The organism is Shewanella sp. MF08487, from assembly GCF_050848685.1.
Lineage (GTDB): Bacteria > Pseudomonadota > Gammaproteobacteria > Enterobacterales > Shewanellaceae > Shewanella > Shewanella glacialipiscicola.
This window is the reverse complement of the sequence record NZ_JBOZPB010000005.1, coordinates 190,511-206,223: the sequence shown is the minus strand read 5'-3', so window position 1 is coordinate 206,223 and position 15,713 is coordinate 190,511. Positions and strand designations below refer to the sequence as shown.

The following is a 15,713-nucleotide window of genomic DNA, read 5'->3' as shown; positions in this document are numbered from 1 at the left end:
TTTTATGTTGTTAAAACGTAACATAAACCCTATTAGCTGGGTGACGCTTTGTCACTCTAGCTTATGGGAAAAACGTTGTCCTAATATGGTTGTCAGTGGTTAGTGCAATCATACATCATCAGTTTTTACTGATTTATCGGGCGCTTAACATGCATAAAATTACTGCTTATTTATTGTTAGATGAACAGGCTAAGCAATTAGTCGATCAAGTGCATGGTACATCCACCAGTTTGACCTTTTCTGAAGCGGCGGTGTTGGCATTATTACTGTCATCTCCCAATGCGATTTTTACCAAGGAAGCGCTTTTAGAAGCTGGCTGGCCTGATCGCGTTGTTGCGCCAACATCTTTAACTCAGTGCATTAGTACCCTGCGTAAAAAGTTAGAACCCTATACCGAAGTGCAGTTAAAAACCATCGCCCGCCGTGGTTATCAACTGCATGTTTCAGAGCAATCCCATGTAAAAATGTTAGCGATAAACGATGCCGATGCTATCCGTGATGCCATTGTTGGTGTGTCTGCTTGGACTAAATTTGCGGGTATTGCCTTACTGTGCGTTATCTTGGCGATCGTCTGGTATGTGAGTGACCGCCATGCCATGGTTAAGCATTTAGTTAAGTGGCATGCCGATAAATTTATCAGTCTCAATATCGGTGGCACTGTTGGAACCGCGCAAATGTTTTACATTGGCGATGAGGAACATTTACACCCGTCATTGTGGCAAAAACATTTAGCGCCAGAAGGTAACCTTGTTGACAGTATTAAACATTTCAGCGCCTTTGTGGCAACCGATGGCCGTAACTATTCAATGGCAATTTGCCCAGAATTAGAGGCCGGTGCCTGTAATGGCCGCGGTATCATTAATATCACCGCGCTAGATGCAAAACCCGCAGGCTTGAATATGGCCGAGTTTATTCCGCTCAGTCAGCAAATGGAGCAACGCATTCGTTACAACCGTATTGTGTTACCAACTGATGGTGCCGCCATGGGTGAGCTGCTTGAGCATAATTACCACGCGGATATTTATTTCCCTGTTGCGGGCGAGCTGCTCGTACGTAACGATCTCAGTATGTCTCTTGTGTACGAAGGAAAAAATAAGGGTAAGTTTTATTCGACCTCCTGCATTACAGACCAAGATTGCTTAACGACACCGATTAAATACACTATACGCGGCGAGTTTGAACAGTATCAAACTGAAATCAGTAACCTTAAAGTGGATGTTTTCCACGTTAAAGTGCAGCAAAAAGAACTGACAAAGCCAGATGAAGTCAGCCCTTCTGCGATGCAGTTTTATCGTGAAATCCGTAAACACGATATCCGCGATGAAGACTTATTTTATTATCGTATCTATCAAAATGAGCAAACCGCGGTGTGGATCATTCCTCAAATGGGGCAAGTGGTTGCATGGACTCAGTACACTCAGATCAAATTATAAAGTAGTCGTTAGCCAAACTTGATTAAGCCGACATAGCGTCGGCTTTTTTGTGCCTGCAGTTGAGCGTGGTCGTGACGATGCTAAGCTGCGTGTTTAAGCGTCTGGCTCAAATTGTTTGCATTAACTTTCTATCATAAAAAGTGGCTTTGTTTTACTTCTTCATTCAGTGCCAGTTACACTGCCAAACCTAATCATCACAAGATAAATACAATAATAAAAGAGAGAGGAGTCATTCATGTCGGACCGTCTTATTCCCGTGCTATTACTGTCAACTTCAGTACTGGCTGGGCTCACTGCTTGCAGTGATAACACCACAGAAAATACCGCAAAAACCAGCGAAACTGCGCCTAAAAGCCAAGCCGTTATGACTCAAATGCCTATCGGTATTAATGTGGCGGCCATGATGCTAAGCGTAAAACCCGGGGATGATTTTTATGCTTACGCCAATGGCGAGTGGATGAAAACGACGACGATCCCGGCCGATCGCTCCAGCACGGGTTCTTTTCTGGTGGCCTTTGAAGCGACCGAAAAACATAATACCAGCCTGATTGCGAAGCTGGTTAACGCTCAGCACGCCGCGGGCAGCGACGAGGCGCGTATCGCCGATTTCTACAAGGCTTACACCGATACCGCCGCGATTGACGCCGCAGGAATGAAACCCGCCGAGGCTGATATTGCCCGTTTTGAGGCCATTAGCAGCAAACAAGATTTATCTACGGTATTAGGCGCAAATCTACGCGCTGATGTTGACCCACTTAACGCGACCGACTTTTCTACCGAAAACCTATTTGGGATCTTCGTAACCCAAGGTTTAGCAACGCCGGGTGAAGTATTACCTTATATTTTACAGGGCGGTTTAGGCTTACCTGAACGCGAATATTACCTATCTGCCGATCCTAAAATGGCTGAAATTCGGACTGCTTATCGTGCCTATATTGAAACACTCCTCAAAGACGCAGGCGTAAACGATGCCGCTGCCCGCGCCGATCGGATTTTTACCCTTGAACACAAGATTGCCGCCGCCCACGCTAGCCGTGCTGAAAGCGAAGATTTTGCTCAATCTTCTGGCGTGTGGAGCCGCGCTGACTTTGATACTAAAGCGCCAGGCATGGATTGGACTGCTTTTTGGGATGCCGCTCAGTTGGGTAATCAACCAAAATTTGCTGCTTATCATGCCACTGCAATCAGCGGGCTGTCGGCATTAGTAGCTTCAGAGCCGCTAAATGCATGGAAAGATTGGTTAGTGTTTCATCACATTAATAGCCATGCCGATGTGTTGCCATCAAATATCGATCAAGCCGCATTTGCGTTTAATGGCACTAAGCTTTCTGGCACGCCAGAGCAGCGTAGCCGCGACAAACTTGCCCTAAGCGCCCTTGACCAATATTTAGGTGATGCCGTAGGTCATGCCTATGTTGAGCAATATTTCCCCGCTTCGGCCAAGGCAGAAGTGAGCACTATGGTGGATAACATAGTGGCGGCTTTTGGTCAGCGAGTTGAAAAATTAGATTGGATGGACCCTTCCACTAAAAAAGAGGCCTTAGCGAAAGTAGCAACTATCGCTGTGGGCGTCGGTTATCCCGATAAATGGCGCAACTACGACAGTTATACGGTTTCTGCGACTAATGCCTACGCCAATACCATTAACGGCGAAAAAGTAGAATATGCCCATCAGTTAGCCAAAATTGGCAAGCCAATGGATAAAGGCGAGTGGTGGATGACGCCGCAAGTGGTGAATGCGGTGAACTTGCCTGTGCAAAATGCGTTGAACTTCCCAGCGGGTATTTTGCAACCGCCATTCTTCGATGCTAAGGCTGATGCGGCCTACAATTATGGCGCAATAGGCGCTGTGATTGGCCATGAAATCAGCCACAGTTTTGATAACAATGGCGCAGCGTTTGACTCAACTGGCGCTATGCGTAATTGGTGGACTCCCGCTGACTTTGCTCAATTTGATAAGCAAGGCGATGCGTTAGCACAGCAGTTTGATGCTTATGCGCCTTTCCCTGATTTACACGTGAATGGCAAGTTGACCTTAGGTGAAAATATTGCCGACGTGGCAGGTTTAGCCGCGGCTCTTGATGCTTACCATGCCTCGCTTAAAGGCAAAGATGCGCCTGTGATTGGAGGCTTTACGGGCGATCAACGCTTCTTTATCGGCTTTGCGCAAACTTGGGCCACTAAAATGCGTGACGAAGCCCTGCGTGCTCGGGTGGCAACCGATGGCCATGCGCCCGGCATGTACCGCGCGCTGACCGTGCGTAACTTAGATGCTTGGTATAGCGCATTCGATGTTAAGCCTGGCGACAAGCTGTATTTGGCCCCAGAAGATCGAGTTAAGATCTGGTAAAGCCAGTCTCATCAAACCCGTAAATAAGGGGAACGATAGGTTCCCCTTATGCGTTTGGAGATCCTCTGAACACTCTGTTTGGCGGAAAGATTACCTTGTAAGATGATATTTATTATTGTGATTAAGGGATGAAGTATGACTGCTGATAACCGCTATTTTTACGAACCGAGCAAAGGCCATGGCCTTGCACACGATCCTTTAAATGCGATTGTGGGGCCTCGACCGATCGGCTGGATTTCATCGCGGAATACCGAGGGGCAACGCAATCTCGCACCTTACAGTTTTTTTAATTGTTTCAACTACAAACCGCCCATCATCGGCTTTGCCAGCACAGGCTGGAAAGACAGTGTTGCCAATATTGTCGAAACAGGGGAGTTTGTGTGGAACCTCACCACCCGCAGTCTCGCCGAGCAGATGAATCAAACCTCAGCCATGCTGCCACGCGGTCAAGATGAGTTTAGCTTTGCCGGACTCACGGCTAAAACAGGCATCATTGTTAAGGCAGACTTAGTGGCTGAAAGCCCAGTGAATTTTGAATGTAAGTTGTCCCAATGTATCCAGTTAACCGCCGCCAATGGCGATAAAATTGATACTTGGTTAGTGTTAGGTGAAGTGGTGGCCGTGCATATTGCCAAGCATTTACTCAATGCCGAGGGGATTTATCAAACTGCCCTCGCCGAACCCGTATTACGTGCCGGCGGCCCATCGGCTTACTATGGGATCTGTGAAGATCTGCGTTTTGATCTACATAGACCACAAGTTTAGGGGTTGCTCATTCGCCGCAGGGCTGTGGGTTTTTAAACTTCGTTTGAGTTTTGGGTATTAGTTTAACTTTTAACTTTTTAAATCAAAATCTAAGTCAAAGTCGTGGGGCTTCACCCCACACCCGACCAAGAGGGGATCAACAGCAATTCCCTCTAGGATCTCCCTTGCCGAACGACGTCCATGTCTAACTGCCAGTTCGCCATCCCTGGCTCTCGTTCGAAATGCTGCTACGCAGCACTCACCCTAGCGAAGTTACATGCATTAGTTACTAGCTTCGTGCTTATTCGAAAATAGTTAACGCTTCCGATGGCTACGCTTTACATCCCTGTAAAGCCCTCCAGTTCGGCAGTCCCTGCCTCTCGCTCATAAGCGCGAAAATCACCGATTTTCATTCGCCCCTTACCCGAAAGCTACGCAGACGTCCTGTCTGCGTCACGGTCTATCCTTTTAATAAAAAGTCTTCAACGCCCTTCAGCAACTTCGCAGGGGAAGGTGAATTTCTGTGGTCTCGGTGTCGGCTGTTAATCCAAAAAGAGATATGCATGTCTCATCTTTGTTAATTTGTTGCACAACCTTAGTAATTGAGGCAAGCAGCAGGCGGAAGTGGCATCTCCTCTTTTACGATTAACGTTGGGAATTGGTTGGTGATTTGAGTGTATGCCTCAGGGAACTTCAAACGTATCAATGACATTAAACGTTGATGCTGAGGATAGACCTTGGGTTCAAGTACCATTAGTAATGATAAGTACTCCAATAGATGCTCAGGGTTAAATTTGTAATGGTTAGTATCCAATAACAGATACAGTGGATCTCGTCCGCTTGCCTTATATGGATAGCTAATATGCTGATTAACCAAATAATTCAGCAGTGGAAGATCGTGTTCAATTATCGCAATGTCGAGCCAACTTTTACCCGCATAATCTAGTTTGTCGATATCTAAACCTTCGCTAATAAGGGAAATTATTCTGGTATTAGCAATGTCGAGCCAACTTTCACCCGCATGATCTAGTTTGTCGGTATCTAAATCTTCGCTGATAAGGGAAATCGTCCTATTAGTCATGCGATACAAAGCATCGTAGTCGAAGGTCTCTTGACGTAATTGGCTGAGTTGTAACTCCGTGAAATACTCAGGGTTATAACCTAACAGTTGATAGAAAAATTCACGACTTACAGCCTCTTCTACCTGCGCGTCTTCGATCATTTTAATGGCTTCATTAATTTTATTCTGAGCCGCAAGCCCGTATATAGTGCTGTCTAGGCTGTGATCGCCACTTTGCCGTCTGGAGAGAGGTTGCCGCTGTTGATAGTTAAAGCAATCAGTTAATGCCGGATCAATTTGATTGAGATTGGTGGCAGTGACCTCCTTGCCCTCTCTGATTAGTTTATCGCTAAAGTAAGAAAGATTATGTGGCTGCCATTGAGAGTTTATTTTGTGAACCAATGACTGGCAGTTTGCAACTGCTTCAGGTGTAGCACTGTTTGCATGTAGTTGTGCAAAATTAGCGTTAAGTTCTGTTAATAAAGGGGAGTTAGGATCAAAAGTTAATGTTATTTTAGGGGAGATCTCGGTGAGCGTGAAGCCATACATTTGCTGTAAATTTGTCATTTGTTGTGCATCGAAGCTGTAAATATGACGAGGAAAGAAACCTACGGATTTTTGATCTGATTGAATGCTAAAGTGGGCGGTGCTATTTAGCCCGTGAAGCGCTTTAATTATTTTGACTTGTCGTACAATTAAGTCATTTTCTAATGGAATATTCATATGGAAATAGTTATCTAGACGAGCAAGGGCATACTCCATGGTTGTGCCAAGGTATGCATCATCACTGAGAACACTGTTCTTTTCTAGCAGAGTGGTTATTATTTGATCTCTGCCATAGTAGGCTGCGGTATCGATAAGGTGTAGAGTTTCGTTCTCTTGGATTCCAAAGCCTATAAGTGCATCAATATCATCAATTTTTTCAATTGCTTGTAACAATAACTGCTGGCTAAGTGAATCTTGTTTAAGTAGCCAGTCAACATCATCGATGGTGAGCTTCGTTTCTTGAATGAGTGCTAGTGCGTCTGCTTGGCTGAGTGTGGCAATATTTTCTATTTTAGATTGAGGTATGCTTCTCTCGATTCGTACAAAAGAGGGTAGATCAGGTGCTAAGGTTTTTACTTGTTCAGTTAGAATTTGATTCTGCTGATTAAGTTGCGAGTTCTTTTTGAGCAGCTTTGCCCGCCAATTGGCAGCGAAATTAGAATTTAAAAAGTGATCTATAGCCAACGTAATATCATCGATAGAATATCCCTTGTCTAACCATTGATCCCACTCTTGCTTTCTAGCCCAATTCCAACGTGTTTCTTTTTCCGATTCAATAAGCTGCTGACAACTATTATAGTTGTTAGGAGCCTTAAGATTTATTTGGGTAATTTCTTTTTCAAGTGTTGCGGATGATGAGGTTGAAGGCTGGGCTGTTTTTATCGTGTCATTGGAATAAGACGAGCTGTTAGGGTTTTTTGGGGTAAACCAAAATAGGGCTGCTATACAGGCTAGTAAAGCGACAAGGTACTTCTTCATTTTGTTTCAATCCTTAAAACGAGAATAGAATTATAATTATGTTTTATAAGGAAATAATACTACTGGAGTTCGTCGTAATATAAAATTTTTTATTTAGCCACCATAGCTAACTCATTTAGATGTGTGGTTGTAAAAATAGATTTATGATTATCAAAAGATAAGGCCGCAAAACTCTTATTCTAAATAAGTACGAAGCCAGTCACTAATGCATGTAACTTCGCTAGAGGCGTCTGAGAGAATCCAACGGCCGCTTTGAGCGCGATATAGGAATATTTAGCTGACAGTTTAACATGGACGTTTTTGATAGGATGATTAGTCTTCCTTGGTCGACCCTTATTAAAAATCAGGGGGGTGAAGCCCCTCGATGTTGATCCAAACGAAGTTTGGAAAGCTTTAAAGTCGATACTCCTAGCATTCGTTAGAGCTATAAAAATAATAAACCCCAGTAAAAACTGGGGTTTATTATTTGAGCCTATGCTGGCAAAGGTTTGCTAACCAAGGCCAACCACAGCTAACAAATTATCGTGTTATTTGATAAACGCGAACGCATCACCGTAGAGATGTGCTTCCTCTACACCAATCTCACGGAAGATTTCCCGTGCTGCACCCACCATGTCGAAACGGCCAGCGATATAGATGTCGTAGCCATTTAAACTGACAAAATCTTGTTTGATTTGCGCTAACAGATTGGCGGTTTTACCTTGCCAATGAGCGGGGGCTTCCTCGATGACAGGGATAAAGTGCAACCAAGGGTGAGCGTCGTGCCACTCGCGAGCGATGGTTTCAAAGTACATGGCATCTTGGGTGCGACAACCCCAATACAACATAGTTTCAACCTGTTGGCCTAGGGCAATTTGTTGCTCGACGATACTTTTAATGTAAGAGAAACCTGTGCCGCCGGCGATTAATAGGCGAGGGCGTTGGCTTTCGTGGCGCAGGTGGGCTTCGCCGCCTGGGGCTTCGATGTCGATAGTGCTGCCATCAATGGCGCAGGCTTTCAGGCGCTCGACCACTTGCATTGGGTAGCTTTCACTCACAGCGGCGCCAATGTGTAATTCGATCAGCTCGGCGTTTGGCGCTGATGCGATAGAGAAGGGGCGTTTATCTTTTTCGCCCATGACAACACATAAGTATTGCCCCGCTTGGAAATCGAAGGCGGTTTCAGGCCTTAACAATACTTGATATACGGCATCGTTAAATGGGTTAACTTTCTCTATCTTACAACGTATGGTTTTCATCAAACTTCCTTTGCACCTTGCTTCAATGTTGTTGACTAGGTGGCGCTTAGCGGCCGGTTATTGGCCTATTCTCTTGGCTTAAGCCGATACTTGAGCAACGGCTTAAGTTGAATTATAGGGTTGGGCTGTCGTCTATGCCTAACTCATCCCAGATTGAGTCGATCTTTTGTTTTACTTTGGGGTCCATCACGATTGGCGTGCCCCATTCACGGTTGGTTTCGCCTTCCCACTTATTGGTGGCATCTAGGCCCATTTTTGAGCCTAAGCCGGCAACGGGTGAAGCAAAATCAAGGTAATCAATCGGGGTGTTTTCGATCATCACGGTATCGCGTTTAGGATCCATGCGGGTGGTGATTGCCCAGATCACATCCTGCCAGTCACGGCAGTTCACATCTTCATCGACGATAACAATAAACTTGGTGTACATAAATTGGCGTAGGAAAGACCATGCGCCCATCATCACCCGTTTGGCGTGTCCCGGATATTGTTTGCGAATCGAGATCACTGCCATGCGATATGAACAACCTTCTGGCGGCAGATAAAAATCAACGATCTCAGGATATTGCTTACGCAAAATCGGCACAAATACTTCGTTTAATGCAACTCCAAGCATGGCGGGCTCATCCGGTGGACGGCCTGTGTAAGTGCTGTGGTAGATGGCATCTTTACGGTGAGTGATGTGTGTAACGGTAAATACTGGAAACTTATCGGTTTCGTTGTAGTAACCCGTGTGATCGCCGTAGGGGCCTTCTTCCGCCAGTTCCTCAGGATCGATATAGCCTTCGAGGATGATTTCACTGGTGGCGGGCACTTCTAAGTCACAGCTTAATGCCTTGCAGACTTCGGTACGTTCACCGCGCAGTAAACCGGCAAAAGCATATTCGCTCATGGAATCGGGGACTGGGGTGACGGCGCCTAAAATAGTCACAGGATCGGCGCCGAGTGCGACCACAACCGGATAACGCTCACCGGGGAATTGTTGTTTAAAATCAGCAAAATCTAACGCGCCGCCACGGTGGGACAACCAGCGCATAATCAGCTTGTTTTTACCCAGTAATTGTTGGCGATAAATACCTAAATTTTGGCGACTCTTACGCGGGCCTTTAGTGATGGTTAAGCCCCATGTGACTAATGGCGCGACATCGCCCGGCCAGCAATGCTGAATGGGCAATTGGGTTAAATCGACCTCATCACCGGTTTTAACGATTTGTTGGCAAGGGGGATTACGTACTGTTTTAGGCGGCATGTTCAAAGCTTGCTTGAACATAGGGATCTTAGCGATCGCGTCTTTAAAACCGCGTGGTGGCTCGGGTTCTTTTAAAAAGGCCAGCAGTTCACCCACTTCGCGCAGTGCTAAGGGGTCATCTTTGCCGAGTGCCATTGCCACCCGTTTGGGTGTACCGAACAGGTTAACCAACACCGGCATCGAGTGATTTTTGGGATTTTCAAACAAAAGCGCAGGGCCTTTGGCGCGTAATACGCGATCGGCGATCTCTGTCATTTCTAAATGAGGATCAACTGGGTAGCGAATGCGTTTGAGTTCGCCGTTGGCTTCTAAGTGATCAATAAAGCTGCGTAAATCCTTAAAACTCATGTGGAAATAGCCTCTGCAGTGAAAATCCATGTGGCGCGCACTATAGCATTTTTATGTTTTAGGGTTAACCAATTCAGTGATCTTCAGACTTAGGAAGCGTAAAATGATTATCAGTAAGTCACGATTTATCTCGCTTACGCCCTTTATTTCGAGGTTTATATGAATATTTCTACAGGTTTTTCTCACGAAAAGTGTGTTCAAAGTCAATCAGCTAGCGTGCATAAACGGCCGCTAACGTGTTTGGTTTTATCGCTGGCTGTAGGGGTATCACTCTTGAGCGTGCTGAGTGTGTCGACTACAGCGGTTGCCGCTAATCGAGGCTATTCGGAGCAAAGCGGTCATCGCGATAGCCATAGTCGTGGCGCCAGTCATTACAACAATCGCTATGACAACTACGGCAATCACTATGACAATCGTTACGCGCACGCCGTTAATCATCGTTACTATCGTCCCTATTATCGACCTTATTACCCTTGGGGTTTAGGGCTGGGTTTAGGGCTCGCAACAGGTTGGGGTTCTGGCTGGAATGTTGGTTATGGTGTGAACACTCAGTGGAACAATGATTGGGGCTGGAATACTTCGCGTGACGTTTATGCTCGAAATTACTGGAACTCGCCCTATTCGGGCATAGGTTTGTCGATTCCTATGCGCTACGACGATGAACCTGTGGCGATATCTGAGCCAGTGCGTGTTACTACCAGTATGCAGTATTCTGCGAGTGAAGGCCGTATGGTGTCGAGTATGCCAACAAGCGTGCCTGCAAACCCGACTACACAAACGGTGCAAAGTTATAGTGATAATGCAGACGCCGTTACAGCCGGTAATAATGCCGCAACACCCCGTCAGCGCGTGGCGTACAGTGTGTCTAGCTTGCCGAGTAATGCCAGAGTTGTGCAACAGGATGGTCGTACACTTTACGAGTGGCAAGGCGCACTTTATGCCTACGACTGGAGCAGTCAAACCTATCAGGAACAACCCAGAAAGTAACAGTGAAAGCATTGTAAATCAGTTATTTAATTATATGTTTCCTCATTTATATTTGTAGAGTTATAAAAATATAAATAAGAGATACTCTGTCGATATTATTGACTATTACTCACTGTAATAAATGTGCTTATTTCGACTCCAACCATTTTTATTTAAATGATGTATTAATTAGAGTTTTGATATGTTTAATGATTTTAAAGTGCAACTCACTACTTTTGACTGGAATGGTGTCTCAGGTTTAACCAATATTTTAATGGTATTTTTAACGGCGTTCTTACTCTATAGCCTGCGCCAAGGTTCTAAAAATATTAAAGAGTCGGCGCTTTCACGTGATGCAGATATTTTGCGTTGGGCTATGGCTGAAATGGATATATTAAAGCCTGCTATTCGTGTGCTGACGGATGCCCATAAACGTATTGCGTATTGCCAATGTACAGATAATCATATTAAAGAGTTTGAGTGTAATTGGACGCCAGAAGAGCTTTTAGCAGCACAAGAAGTGAGTGTGAAATTACAGCGAATTGGTTACATGGCACTGCACAATTTGATCTCTCGTAATCATTTTATGAATATCTGGGGGCCAATGTATTTGTCTACATGGTATTCGCTAGAGCCTTGGGTTAAACACAAAAGACTCGAGATGGATGAACCTCTAACTATTGAAGAAGGGGCTTATTCTCGGATGTATCTAGAGCAGTTTGCTCAGTATTGTGAAGTAAATATGCCAGATGTTTTAGTGAATAATGAGCGGCGACGCTTTAATCTGCCGGAAATTATCATTAAGAAGCCGCTAATATCGAGGCATATTAAAAAGAATTTCAGACGTTCAACTGAAAAACTTGATATCTAAATTATCCCTTAATATATTCTCATCAGTAATTGGCCGTGATGATTAACGAGCGATGCACTTGTTAAACATTCTGTCTTAGCATTACATCTGGCTAGCCCCTTTGTATGGTGATATCGGCGATATAACCATGCTGGGTGGCGATTAATGCTTGTTTAAGCATGCCTGCCGCTTCATCGGCGGACATAAAGCTTGAGGTATCTAAAGCCTTACCGCTACTGGGCCAAAAGCCTGTGTCCATGCCGCCGGGATACACGGCAATCAACTTCATTGGGCTTTGTTTAAGCTCTAATCGCACCGACTCGATAAATCCCCGCACCGCCCATTTTGCCGCGCAGTAAGTGGATTCTCCCGCCTTGGCGGCCAGTGCTGCGGTGGACATGATCACAACCACAGTGACCGCTTGATCTTTATAGCGTTTCACTAATTCCCGCACTAACAAAATCGTCGAGGTGACATTGTTATTGAGCAGGCTTTGGATATCGCTCGCCCTTTGGGTTTCAATCGCACCAAAGTAGCCGCTGCCCGCACAGTGGATCACGGTTTTAGGGGCTTGCGTTAGGCCATCGAACAGGGCTTCGAGACTCGATTCACTGGCGAGATCGGCGGTGATAGCAGTGATAGTTTTGTTGGAGAAGGGCGTTAATGCATTGGCGACGGTTTGCAGGCGCTCGGCATGGCGGCCTGTGAGTGTCAGTGCTTCATTCTCTTTGGCGTAGAGCGATGCGAGTGCCGCGCCTAAACCACTGCTGGCGCCGGTAATTAATATCATAGTGACCTCGGTTAATGCTGTCTTGGCTTGAAAACCGCATTTTAAATTTAAGTGCGCTTCAATTCATGGGAAGGCGAGCGGTCAGATTAAGGTAAATAGCGGTTGATCGAATGCCACTTCATCGCCGTCTTTGGCCCAAATAGCGCTGACCACGCCATCGCGCTCGGCTTGGATGGGATTCATCATTCTCATCGCTTCGATAATGCAGATCACTTCACCTTGGCTCACTCGTTGACCGACTTTAACCAGCGGCACCTCATCGAGTTCTGCCGCCGCGTAAAAAGTGCCGACCATAGGTGAGACTTGTACAAAACCTTCTGTACTCGGCGAAATGCCTGTTTGCTTTGCCTGTTCACTCAAAGACTCGACTCGTGCTCTGGGGATAGCTTGCTGTGATTGCATATTGGCTGGCATAGGGCTGTAGCGGGTGATGCGAATTGATTCTTCACCTTCTGTGATCGCCAGTTCTGCTATGTCAGATTCTTGTACTAACTCAATGAGTTTTTTAATTTTACGAAGATCCATTGCCATTTATCTGCCCTTGCAAAGCACGCTATTGAATAGAATTTACTGTGGCTGGTTGAGCCGCTTAATGGCCGCCGCCAGCGCAAACTCATAACCCTGTGAACCGAAACCGCAAATCACGCCTATCGCCTTATCGGAAAAATAGGAATGGTGGCGAAAAGCTTCACGGGCGTGCACATTGGATAAATGTACTTCAAAAAAAGGAATTGCCACGCCAAGCAAGGCATCACGCAGGGCGACGCTGGTGTGAGTAAAGGCGGCGGGATTGATAATAATCATCTGGGCATCAGTCGCATGAATCGCATTGATTAGCTCAAATTCGGCGTTGGACTGAATATGTTCGAGCTCAACTCCCGCCAACTTTGCCTGCTGATTTAACTCCGCCACTATGTCGGCTAAGGTTTGATGACCATAAACGCTGGGCTCGCGGCGGCCTAAGAGGTTGAGATTGGGGCCATTGACGAGCAAAATTTTGTGACTCATTGCGCTTTCCTTTACGGCATGCCTTGGGATTTATGCTGGGATTAAAGTTGGAATAAATTTATTTCAGTTTTCTACATAGGCCATTAACTTAACCTGTTCAAATCGATTTTGCATTATCCGTTAGTCAATTGTGTGCGAGCTGATCATGTGCGAGCCGATTATACCTTTGAAATCCTGTGCCATTGTTGGCTGGGTTCAATTGCGGTTATTTCTCTGGTACCGAGTTAGCAATTGCCTAAGTTGGCTGTCAGTTGAGTTAATTGTCACCTAAGTTAATAGTCACTCTTCTGTTGGCGCATGGCCTTAGTGGCACCTTTTTGTTTCTTGGTTTCTAATCGCCGCGTTTGGCTGCCTTTAGTGGCGCGGGTGGGGATGCGTTTTTTCTGCACTTCACCGACACTGGCAACCAAGGCGATAAATTGCTCCAACGCCGTTTGGCGGTTGGCATCTTGGCTGCGACTCGCTTGGCATTTGATAATGATTTTGCCGCTTTTAGTGATGCGGTGATCCGCCTTGTTGAGCAAGCGTTCTTGGTAAAACTCGGGTAATGATGAGCTTTTAATATCGAAAATCAGCTGCGCAGCGGTGGACACTTTATTTAAGTGCTGGCCGCCTGCACCACTCGAACGGATAAATTGCCACTCGATTTCATTTTCCTGAAGTTCCACACGGTTTGAGATTTTTATCATGGCAAACTTAGGCATTTTTCAGCATGGATTGAGAAGCCATCAATAATGACTTATGGCTTTCCAATAGATTTGTTATCATCGGGCGCATTCTTTGCCGCTGCATTGGCTAAAGCCATTGCCTGCAAAAGTGTTCTCGATTCGGAGTGCCTCTATGTTATGCCAAATCCCCGATATTGCTAAGGGTGTTATCAGTCTTTTTGCCAGTGGCCGACTATCCTCCACCGATTATCGGACCCGTTTACAGCCAGCGATTAAGAGTTATCGTAAGGATTGGGGCCAAGTTTGCCTGTATATTGAGGCGGATGTGTTACTCGAAGGCTGGGAATTTGAGTCGCTGACCGGTAGTGGTGAAGTCCAGTTACCGAATTTTGAAGCCTTAGTGTTTGTGGGCGGCCCTGATTGGGTGGGAAATGCGGTGCGCTTACTCGGGCCTTTTATGCAGGGCGAAGTGGCTTGGTTTCCACTCGAACAGAAAGCCAAAGCGATTGCTTGGATCACTAAGCGTTCGAATATTTAATGGTCTAATTTAGGCCATATTTACAAGGAATTAAGTATGTCATTATTGAAATCGGGCTCTGTTTCTTCACTGACAGTTTCTAAGGTCAGTGCGATTGCGTTAGTGTTGGCATTTACCGCTGGACTGAGTGCCTGCGCGCCAGAAGTGGGCAGTGATGCTTGGTGTAAACAGATGAAAAATAAGCCGTCTGGCGATTGGACTGCTAACGAAGCCGCTGATTATGCTAAGCACTGTGTATTTAAATAAGTGCTGTGCATTTAAATAAGCACTGAGTGTTTAAGTCAGCGTTAGCCTTTAGAGATCACAGCTTGAAAGACTTTGCTTGCGAGCTGTGAACTTATGTTTATCATACGGGTCAGATGTTCCGTTATCCTTTATTTGCTATAGGTGATATTTGAATTCTACCGCTAAGCCATTTTTTACTCGAATGGTGACCCTACTGATAGCCATTATCGTGCTGCAATTTGCTGGCGCGAATATGGGTGCGCATCAGTTACATGCGGGCAATGGTGCGGAAGAAGCTGAGAATCATCCCCATCTGCAATTTAGCGCTCAAGTGACCACTTTGGCCCAATGTGTCGATTGCGTTTGTCCAAGCGAGCAAGCCTTAGGCTTTGCGGACTCCACGGGTGTCACCAGTAATCACACGGGAGAAAACCAAAGCAGCGGATTTCATTCCCACTTAGTGAAAACCACTGAAATACAAGATTTTGACCTATGCCTCGACTGTCAATGCCATGGCGGTCATGTGGCGCTGTTATCTCAGGCAGTGAGTCAGCCTGTACAGGCGTTAGAAAGCGTCTATCTGCCTACCGATGTATCCTATTTCCCGCCTGAAAATTTACCTAAATACCGCCCTCCTATCGCTTAATTCTCCAATATTCGGCTTATTTCTCGGCCTAGGACGATTGATTCATCTGATTGGATCTCATTCTATTTTGCCGCGTGAT

General features: G+C 45.7%; 15 protein-coding genes. 8 read left to right on the top strand and 7 right to left on the bottom strand.

What is annotated here, in order from left to right:
* Positions 1-149: 149 nt before the first annotated feature.
* The 3 genes from ACRN9H_RS05805 (at position 150) to ACRN9H_RS05795 (ending at position 4,548) form a co-directional block, all read left to right on the top strand.
* The gene (locus ACRN9H_RS05805; protein ID WP_432312836.1) at positions 150-1,433 is read left to right on the top strand and encodes a winged helix-turn-helix domain-containing protein; all 1,284 of its coding nucleotides are present in this window, start codon (positions 150-152) and stop codon (positions 1,431-1,433) included.
* Between the two features lie 235 nt (positions 1,434-1,668).
* Entirely contained in the window at positions 1,669-3,783 is a 2,115-nt protein-coding gene (locus ACRN9H_RS05800; protein WP_432312835.1) for a M13 family metallopeptidase, read from the top strand.
* Between the two features lie 135 nt (positions 3,784-3,918).
* Positions 3,919-4,548 carry a flavin reductase family protein gene (locus ACRN9H_RS05795; protein WP_432312834.1) on the top strand — a complete coding sequence of 210 codons (630 nt, stop codon included), beginning with the start codon at positions 3,919-3,921 and terminating at the stop codon, positions 4,546-4,548.
* 574 nt (positions 4,549-5,122) lie between these two features.
* Here the strand turns inward: ACRN9H_RS05795 and ACRN9H_RS05790 are convergent.
* The 3 genes from ACRN9H_RS05790 to ubiD form a co-directional block, all read right to left on the bottom strand.
* On the bottom strand, positions 5,123-7,111 hold the full coding sequence (locus tag ACRN9H_RS05790; protein ID WP_432312833.1) for a hypothetical protein: 1,989 nt from the start codon (positions 7,109-7,111) through the stop codon (positions 5,123-5,125).
* A gap of 527 nt (positions 7,112-7,638) precedes the next feature.
* The gene (gene fre, locus ACRN9H_RS05785; protein WP_432312832.1) at positions 7,639-8,349 is read right to left on the bottom strand and encodes an NAD(P)H-flavin reductase; all 711 of its coding nucleotides are present in this window, start codon (positions 8,347-8,349) and stop codon (positions 7,639-7,641) included.
* Positions 8,350-8,461: 112 nt separating this feature from the next.
* On the bottom strand, positions 8,462-9,943 hold the full coding sequence (gene ubiD, locus ACRN9H_RS05780; RefSeq protein ID WP_076498666.1) for a 4-hydroxy-3-polyprenylbenzoate decarboxylase: 1,482 nt from the start codon (positions 9,941-9,943) through the stop codon (positions 8,462-8,464).
* Positions 9,944-10,102: 159 nt separating this feature from the next.
* On the opposite strand from ubiD, the gene ACRN9H_RS05775 reads away from it, so the two are divergent.
* Positions 10,103-10,930, top strand: a complete 828-nt coding sequence (locus ACRN9H_RS05775) for a hypothetical protein (RefSeq protein WP_432312831.1) — start codon at positions 10,103-10,105, stop codon at positions 10,928-10,930.
* Positions 10,931-11,111: 181 nt separating this feature from the next.
* Positions 11,112-11,780, top strand: a complete 669-nt coding sequence (locus ACRN9H_RS05770) for a hypothetical protein (RefSeq protein WP_432306457.1) — start codon at positions 11,112-11,114, stop codon at positions 11,778-11,780.
* A gap of 91 nt (positions 11,781-11,871) precedes the next feature.
* Here the strand turns inward: ACRN9H_RS05770 and ACRN9H_RS05765 are convergent, their stop codons facing one another.
* The 4 genes from ACRN9H_RS05765 to arfB form a co-directional block, all read right to left on the bottom strand.
* A complete protein-coding gene (locus tag ACRN9H_RS05765) occupies positions 11,872-12,549 on the bottom strand; it encodes an SDR family NAD(P)-dependent oxidoreductase (protein WP_432312830.1) in 678 nt (225 codons plus the stop codon).
* An 81-nt stretch (positions 12,550-12,630) separates the two neighbouring features.
* Entirely contained in the window at positions 12,631-13,080 is a 450-nt protein-coding gene (gene accB, locus ACRN9H_RS05760) for an acetyl-CoA carboxylase biotin carboxyl carrier protein (protein ID WP_432297881.1), read from the bottom strand.
* A gap of 36 nt (positions 13,081-13,116) precedes the next feature.
* Positions 13,117-13,557 carry a type II 3-dehydroquinate dehydratase gene (gene aroQ / locus ACRN9H_RS05755; protein WP_028759381.1) on the bottom strand — a complete coding sequence of 147 codons (441 nt, stop codon included), beginning with the start codon at positions 13,555-13,557 and terminating at the stop codon, positions 13,117-13,119.
* Positions 13,558-13,829: 272 nt separating this feature from the next.
* Entirely contained in the window at positions 13,830-14,261 is a 432-nt protein-coding gene (gene arfB, locus ACRN9H_RS05750; protein ID WP_011787977.1) for an alternative ribosome rescue aminoacyl-tRNA hydrolase ArfB, read from the bottom strand.
* Positions 14,262-14,397: 136 nt separating this feature from the next.
* Between arfB and ACRN9H_RS05745 the strand changes: the two genes are divergently transcribed.
* From ACRN9H_RS05745 to ACRN9H_RS05735, 3 genes are all read left to right on the top strand, one after another.
* A complete protein-coding gene (locus tag ACRN9H_RS05745; protein ID WP_105250333.1) occupies positions 14,398-14,763 on the top strand; it encodes an STAS/SEC14 domain-containing protein in 366 nt (121 codons plus the stop codon).
* A 36-nt stretch (positions 14,764-14,799) separates the two neighbouring features.
* Entirely contained in the window at positions 14,800-15,009 is a 210-nt protein-coding gene (locus tag ACRN9H_RS05740; RefSeq protein WP_076498649.1) for a DUF3012 domain-containing protein, read from the top strand.
* 181 nt (positions 15,010-15,190) lie between these two features.
* Positions 15,191-15,634, top strand: a complete 444-nt coding sequence (locus ACRN9H_RS05735) for a hypothetical protein (protein ID WP_131524257.1) — start codon at positions 15,191-15,193, stop codon at positions 15,632-15,634.
* Positions 15,635-15,713: the final 79 nt, after the last annotated feature.

What these genes read in the sequence shown, in the direction of transcription:
- ACRN9H_RS05770 (WP_432306457.1), top strand. Translation starts at nt 11,112, where the DNA reads ATGTTTAATGATTTTAAAGTGCAACTCACTACTTTTGACTGGAATGGT.
- arfB (WP_011787977.1), bottom strand. Translation starts at nt 14,261, where the DNA reads ATGCCTAAGTTTGCCATGATAAAAATCTCAAACCGTGTGGAACTTCAG.
- ACRN9H_RS05790 (WP_432312833.1), bottom strand. Translation starts at nt 7,111, where the DNA reads ATGAAGAAGTACCTTGTCGCTTTACTAGCCTGTATAGCAGCCCTATTT.
- ACRN9H_RS05805 (WP_432312836.1), top strand. Translation starts at nt 150, where the DNA reads ATGCATAAAATTACTGCTTATTTATTGTTAGATGAACAGGCTAAGCAA.
- ACRN9H_RS05745 (WP_105250333.1), top strand. Translation starts at nt 14,398, where the DNA reads ATGTTATGCCAAATCCCCGATATTGCTAAGGGTGTTATCAGTCTTTTT.
- ubiD (WP_076498666.1), bottom strand. Translation starts at nt 9,943, where the DNA reads ATGAGTTTTAAGGATTTACGCAGCTTTATTGATCACTTAGAAGCCAAC.
- fre (WP_432312832.1), bottom strand. Translation starts at nt 8,349, where the DNA reads ATGAAAACCATACGTTGTAAGATAGAGAAAGTTAACCCATTTAACGAT.
- ACRN9H_RS05765 (WP_432312830.1), bottom strand. Translation starts at nt 12,549, where the DNA reads ATGATATTAATTACCGGCGCCAGCAGTGGTTTAGGCGCGGCACTCGCA.
- accB (WP_432297881.1), bottom strand. Translation starts at nt 13,080, where the DNA reads ATGGCAATGGATCTTCGTAAAATTAAAAAACTCATTGAGTTAGTACAA.
- ACRN9H_RS05795 (WP_432312834.1), top strand. Translation starts at nt 3,919, where the DNA reads ATGACTGCTGATAACCGCTATTTTTACGAACCGAGCAAAGGCCATGGC.
- ACRN9H_RS05735 (WP_131524257.1), top strand. Translation starts at nt 15,191, where the DNA reads ATGGTGACCCTACTGATAGCCATTATCGTGCTGCAATTTGCTGGCGCG.
- aroQ (WP_028759381.1), bottom strand. Translation starts at nt 13,557, where the DNA reads ATGAGTCACAAAATTTTGCTCGTCAATGGCCCCAATCTCAACCTCTTA.
- ACRN9H_RS05775 (WP_432312831.1), top strand. Translation starts at nt 10,103, where the DNA reads ATGAATATTTCTACAGGTTTTTCTCACGAAAAGTGTGTTCAAAGTCAA.
- ACRN9H_RS05800 (WP_432312835.1), top strand. Translation starts at nt 1,669, where the DNA reads ATGTCGGACCGTCTTATTCCCGTGCTATTACTGTCAACTTCAGTACTG.
- ACRN9H_RS05740 (WP_076498649.1), top strand. Translation starts at nt 14,800, where the DNA reads ATGTCATTATTGAAATCGGGCTCTGTTTCTTCACTGACAGTTTCTAAG.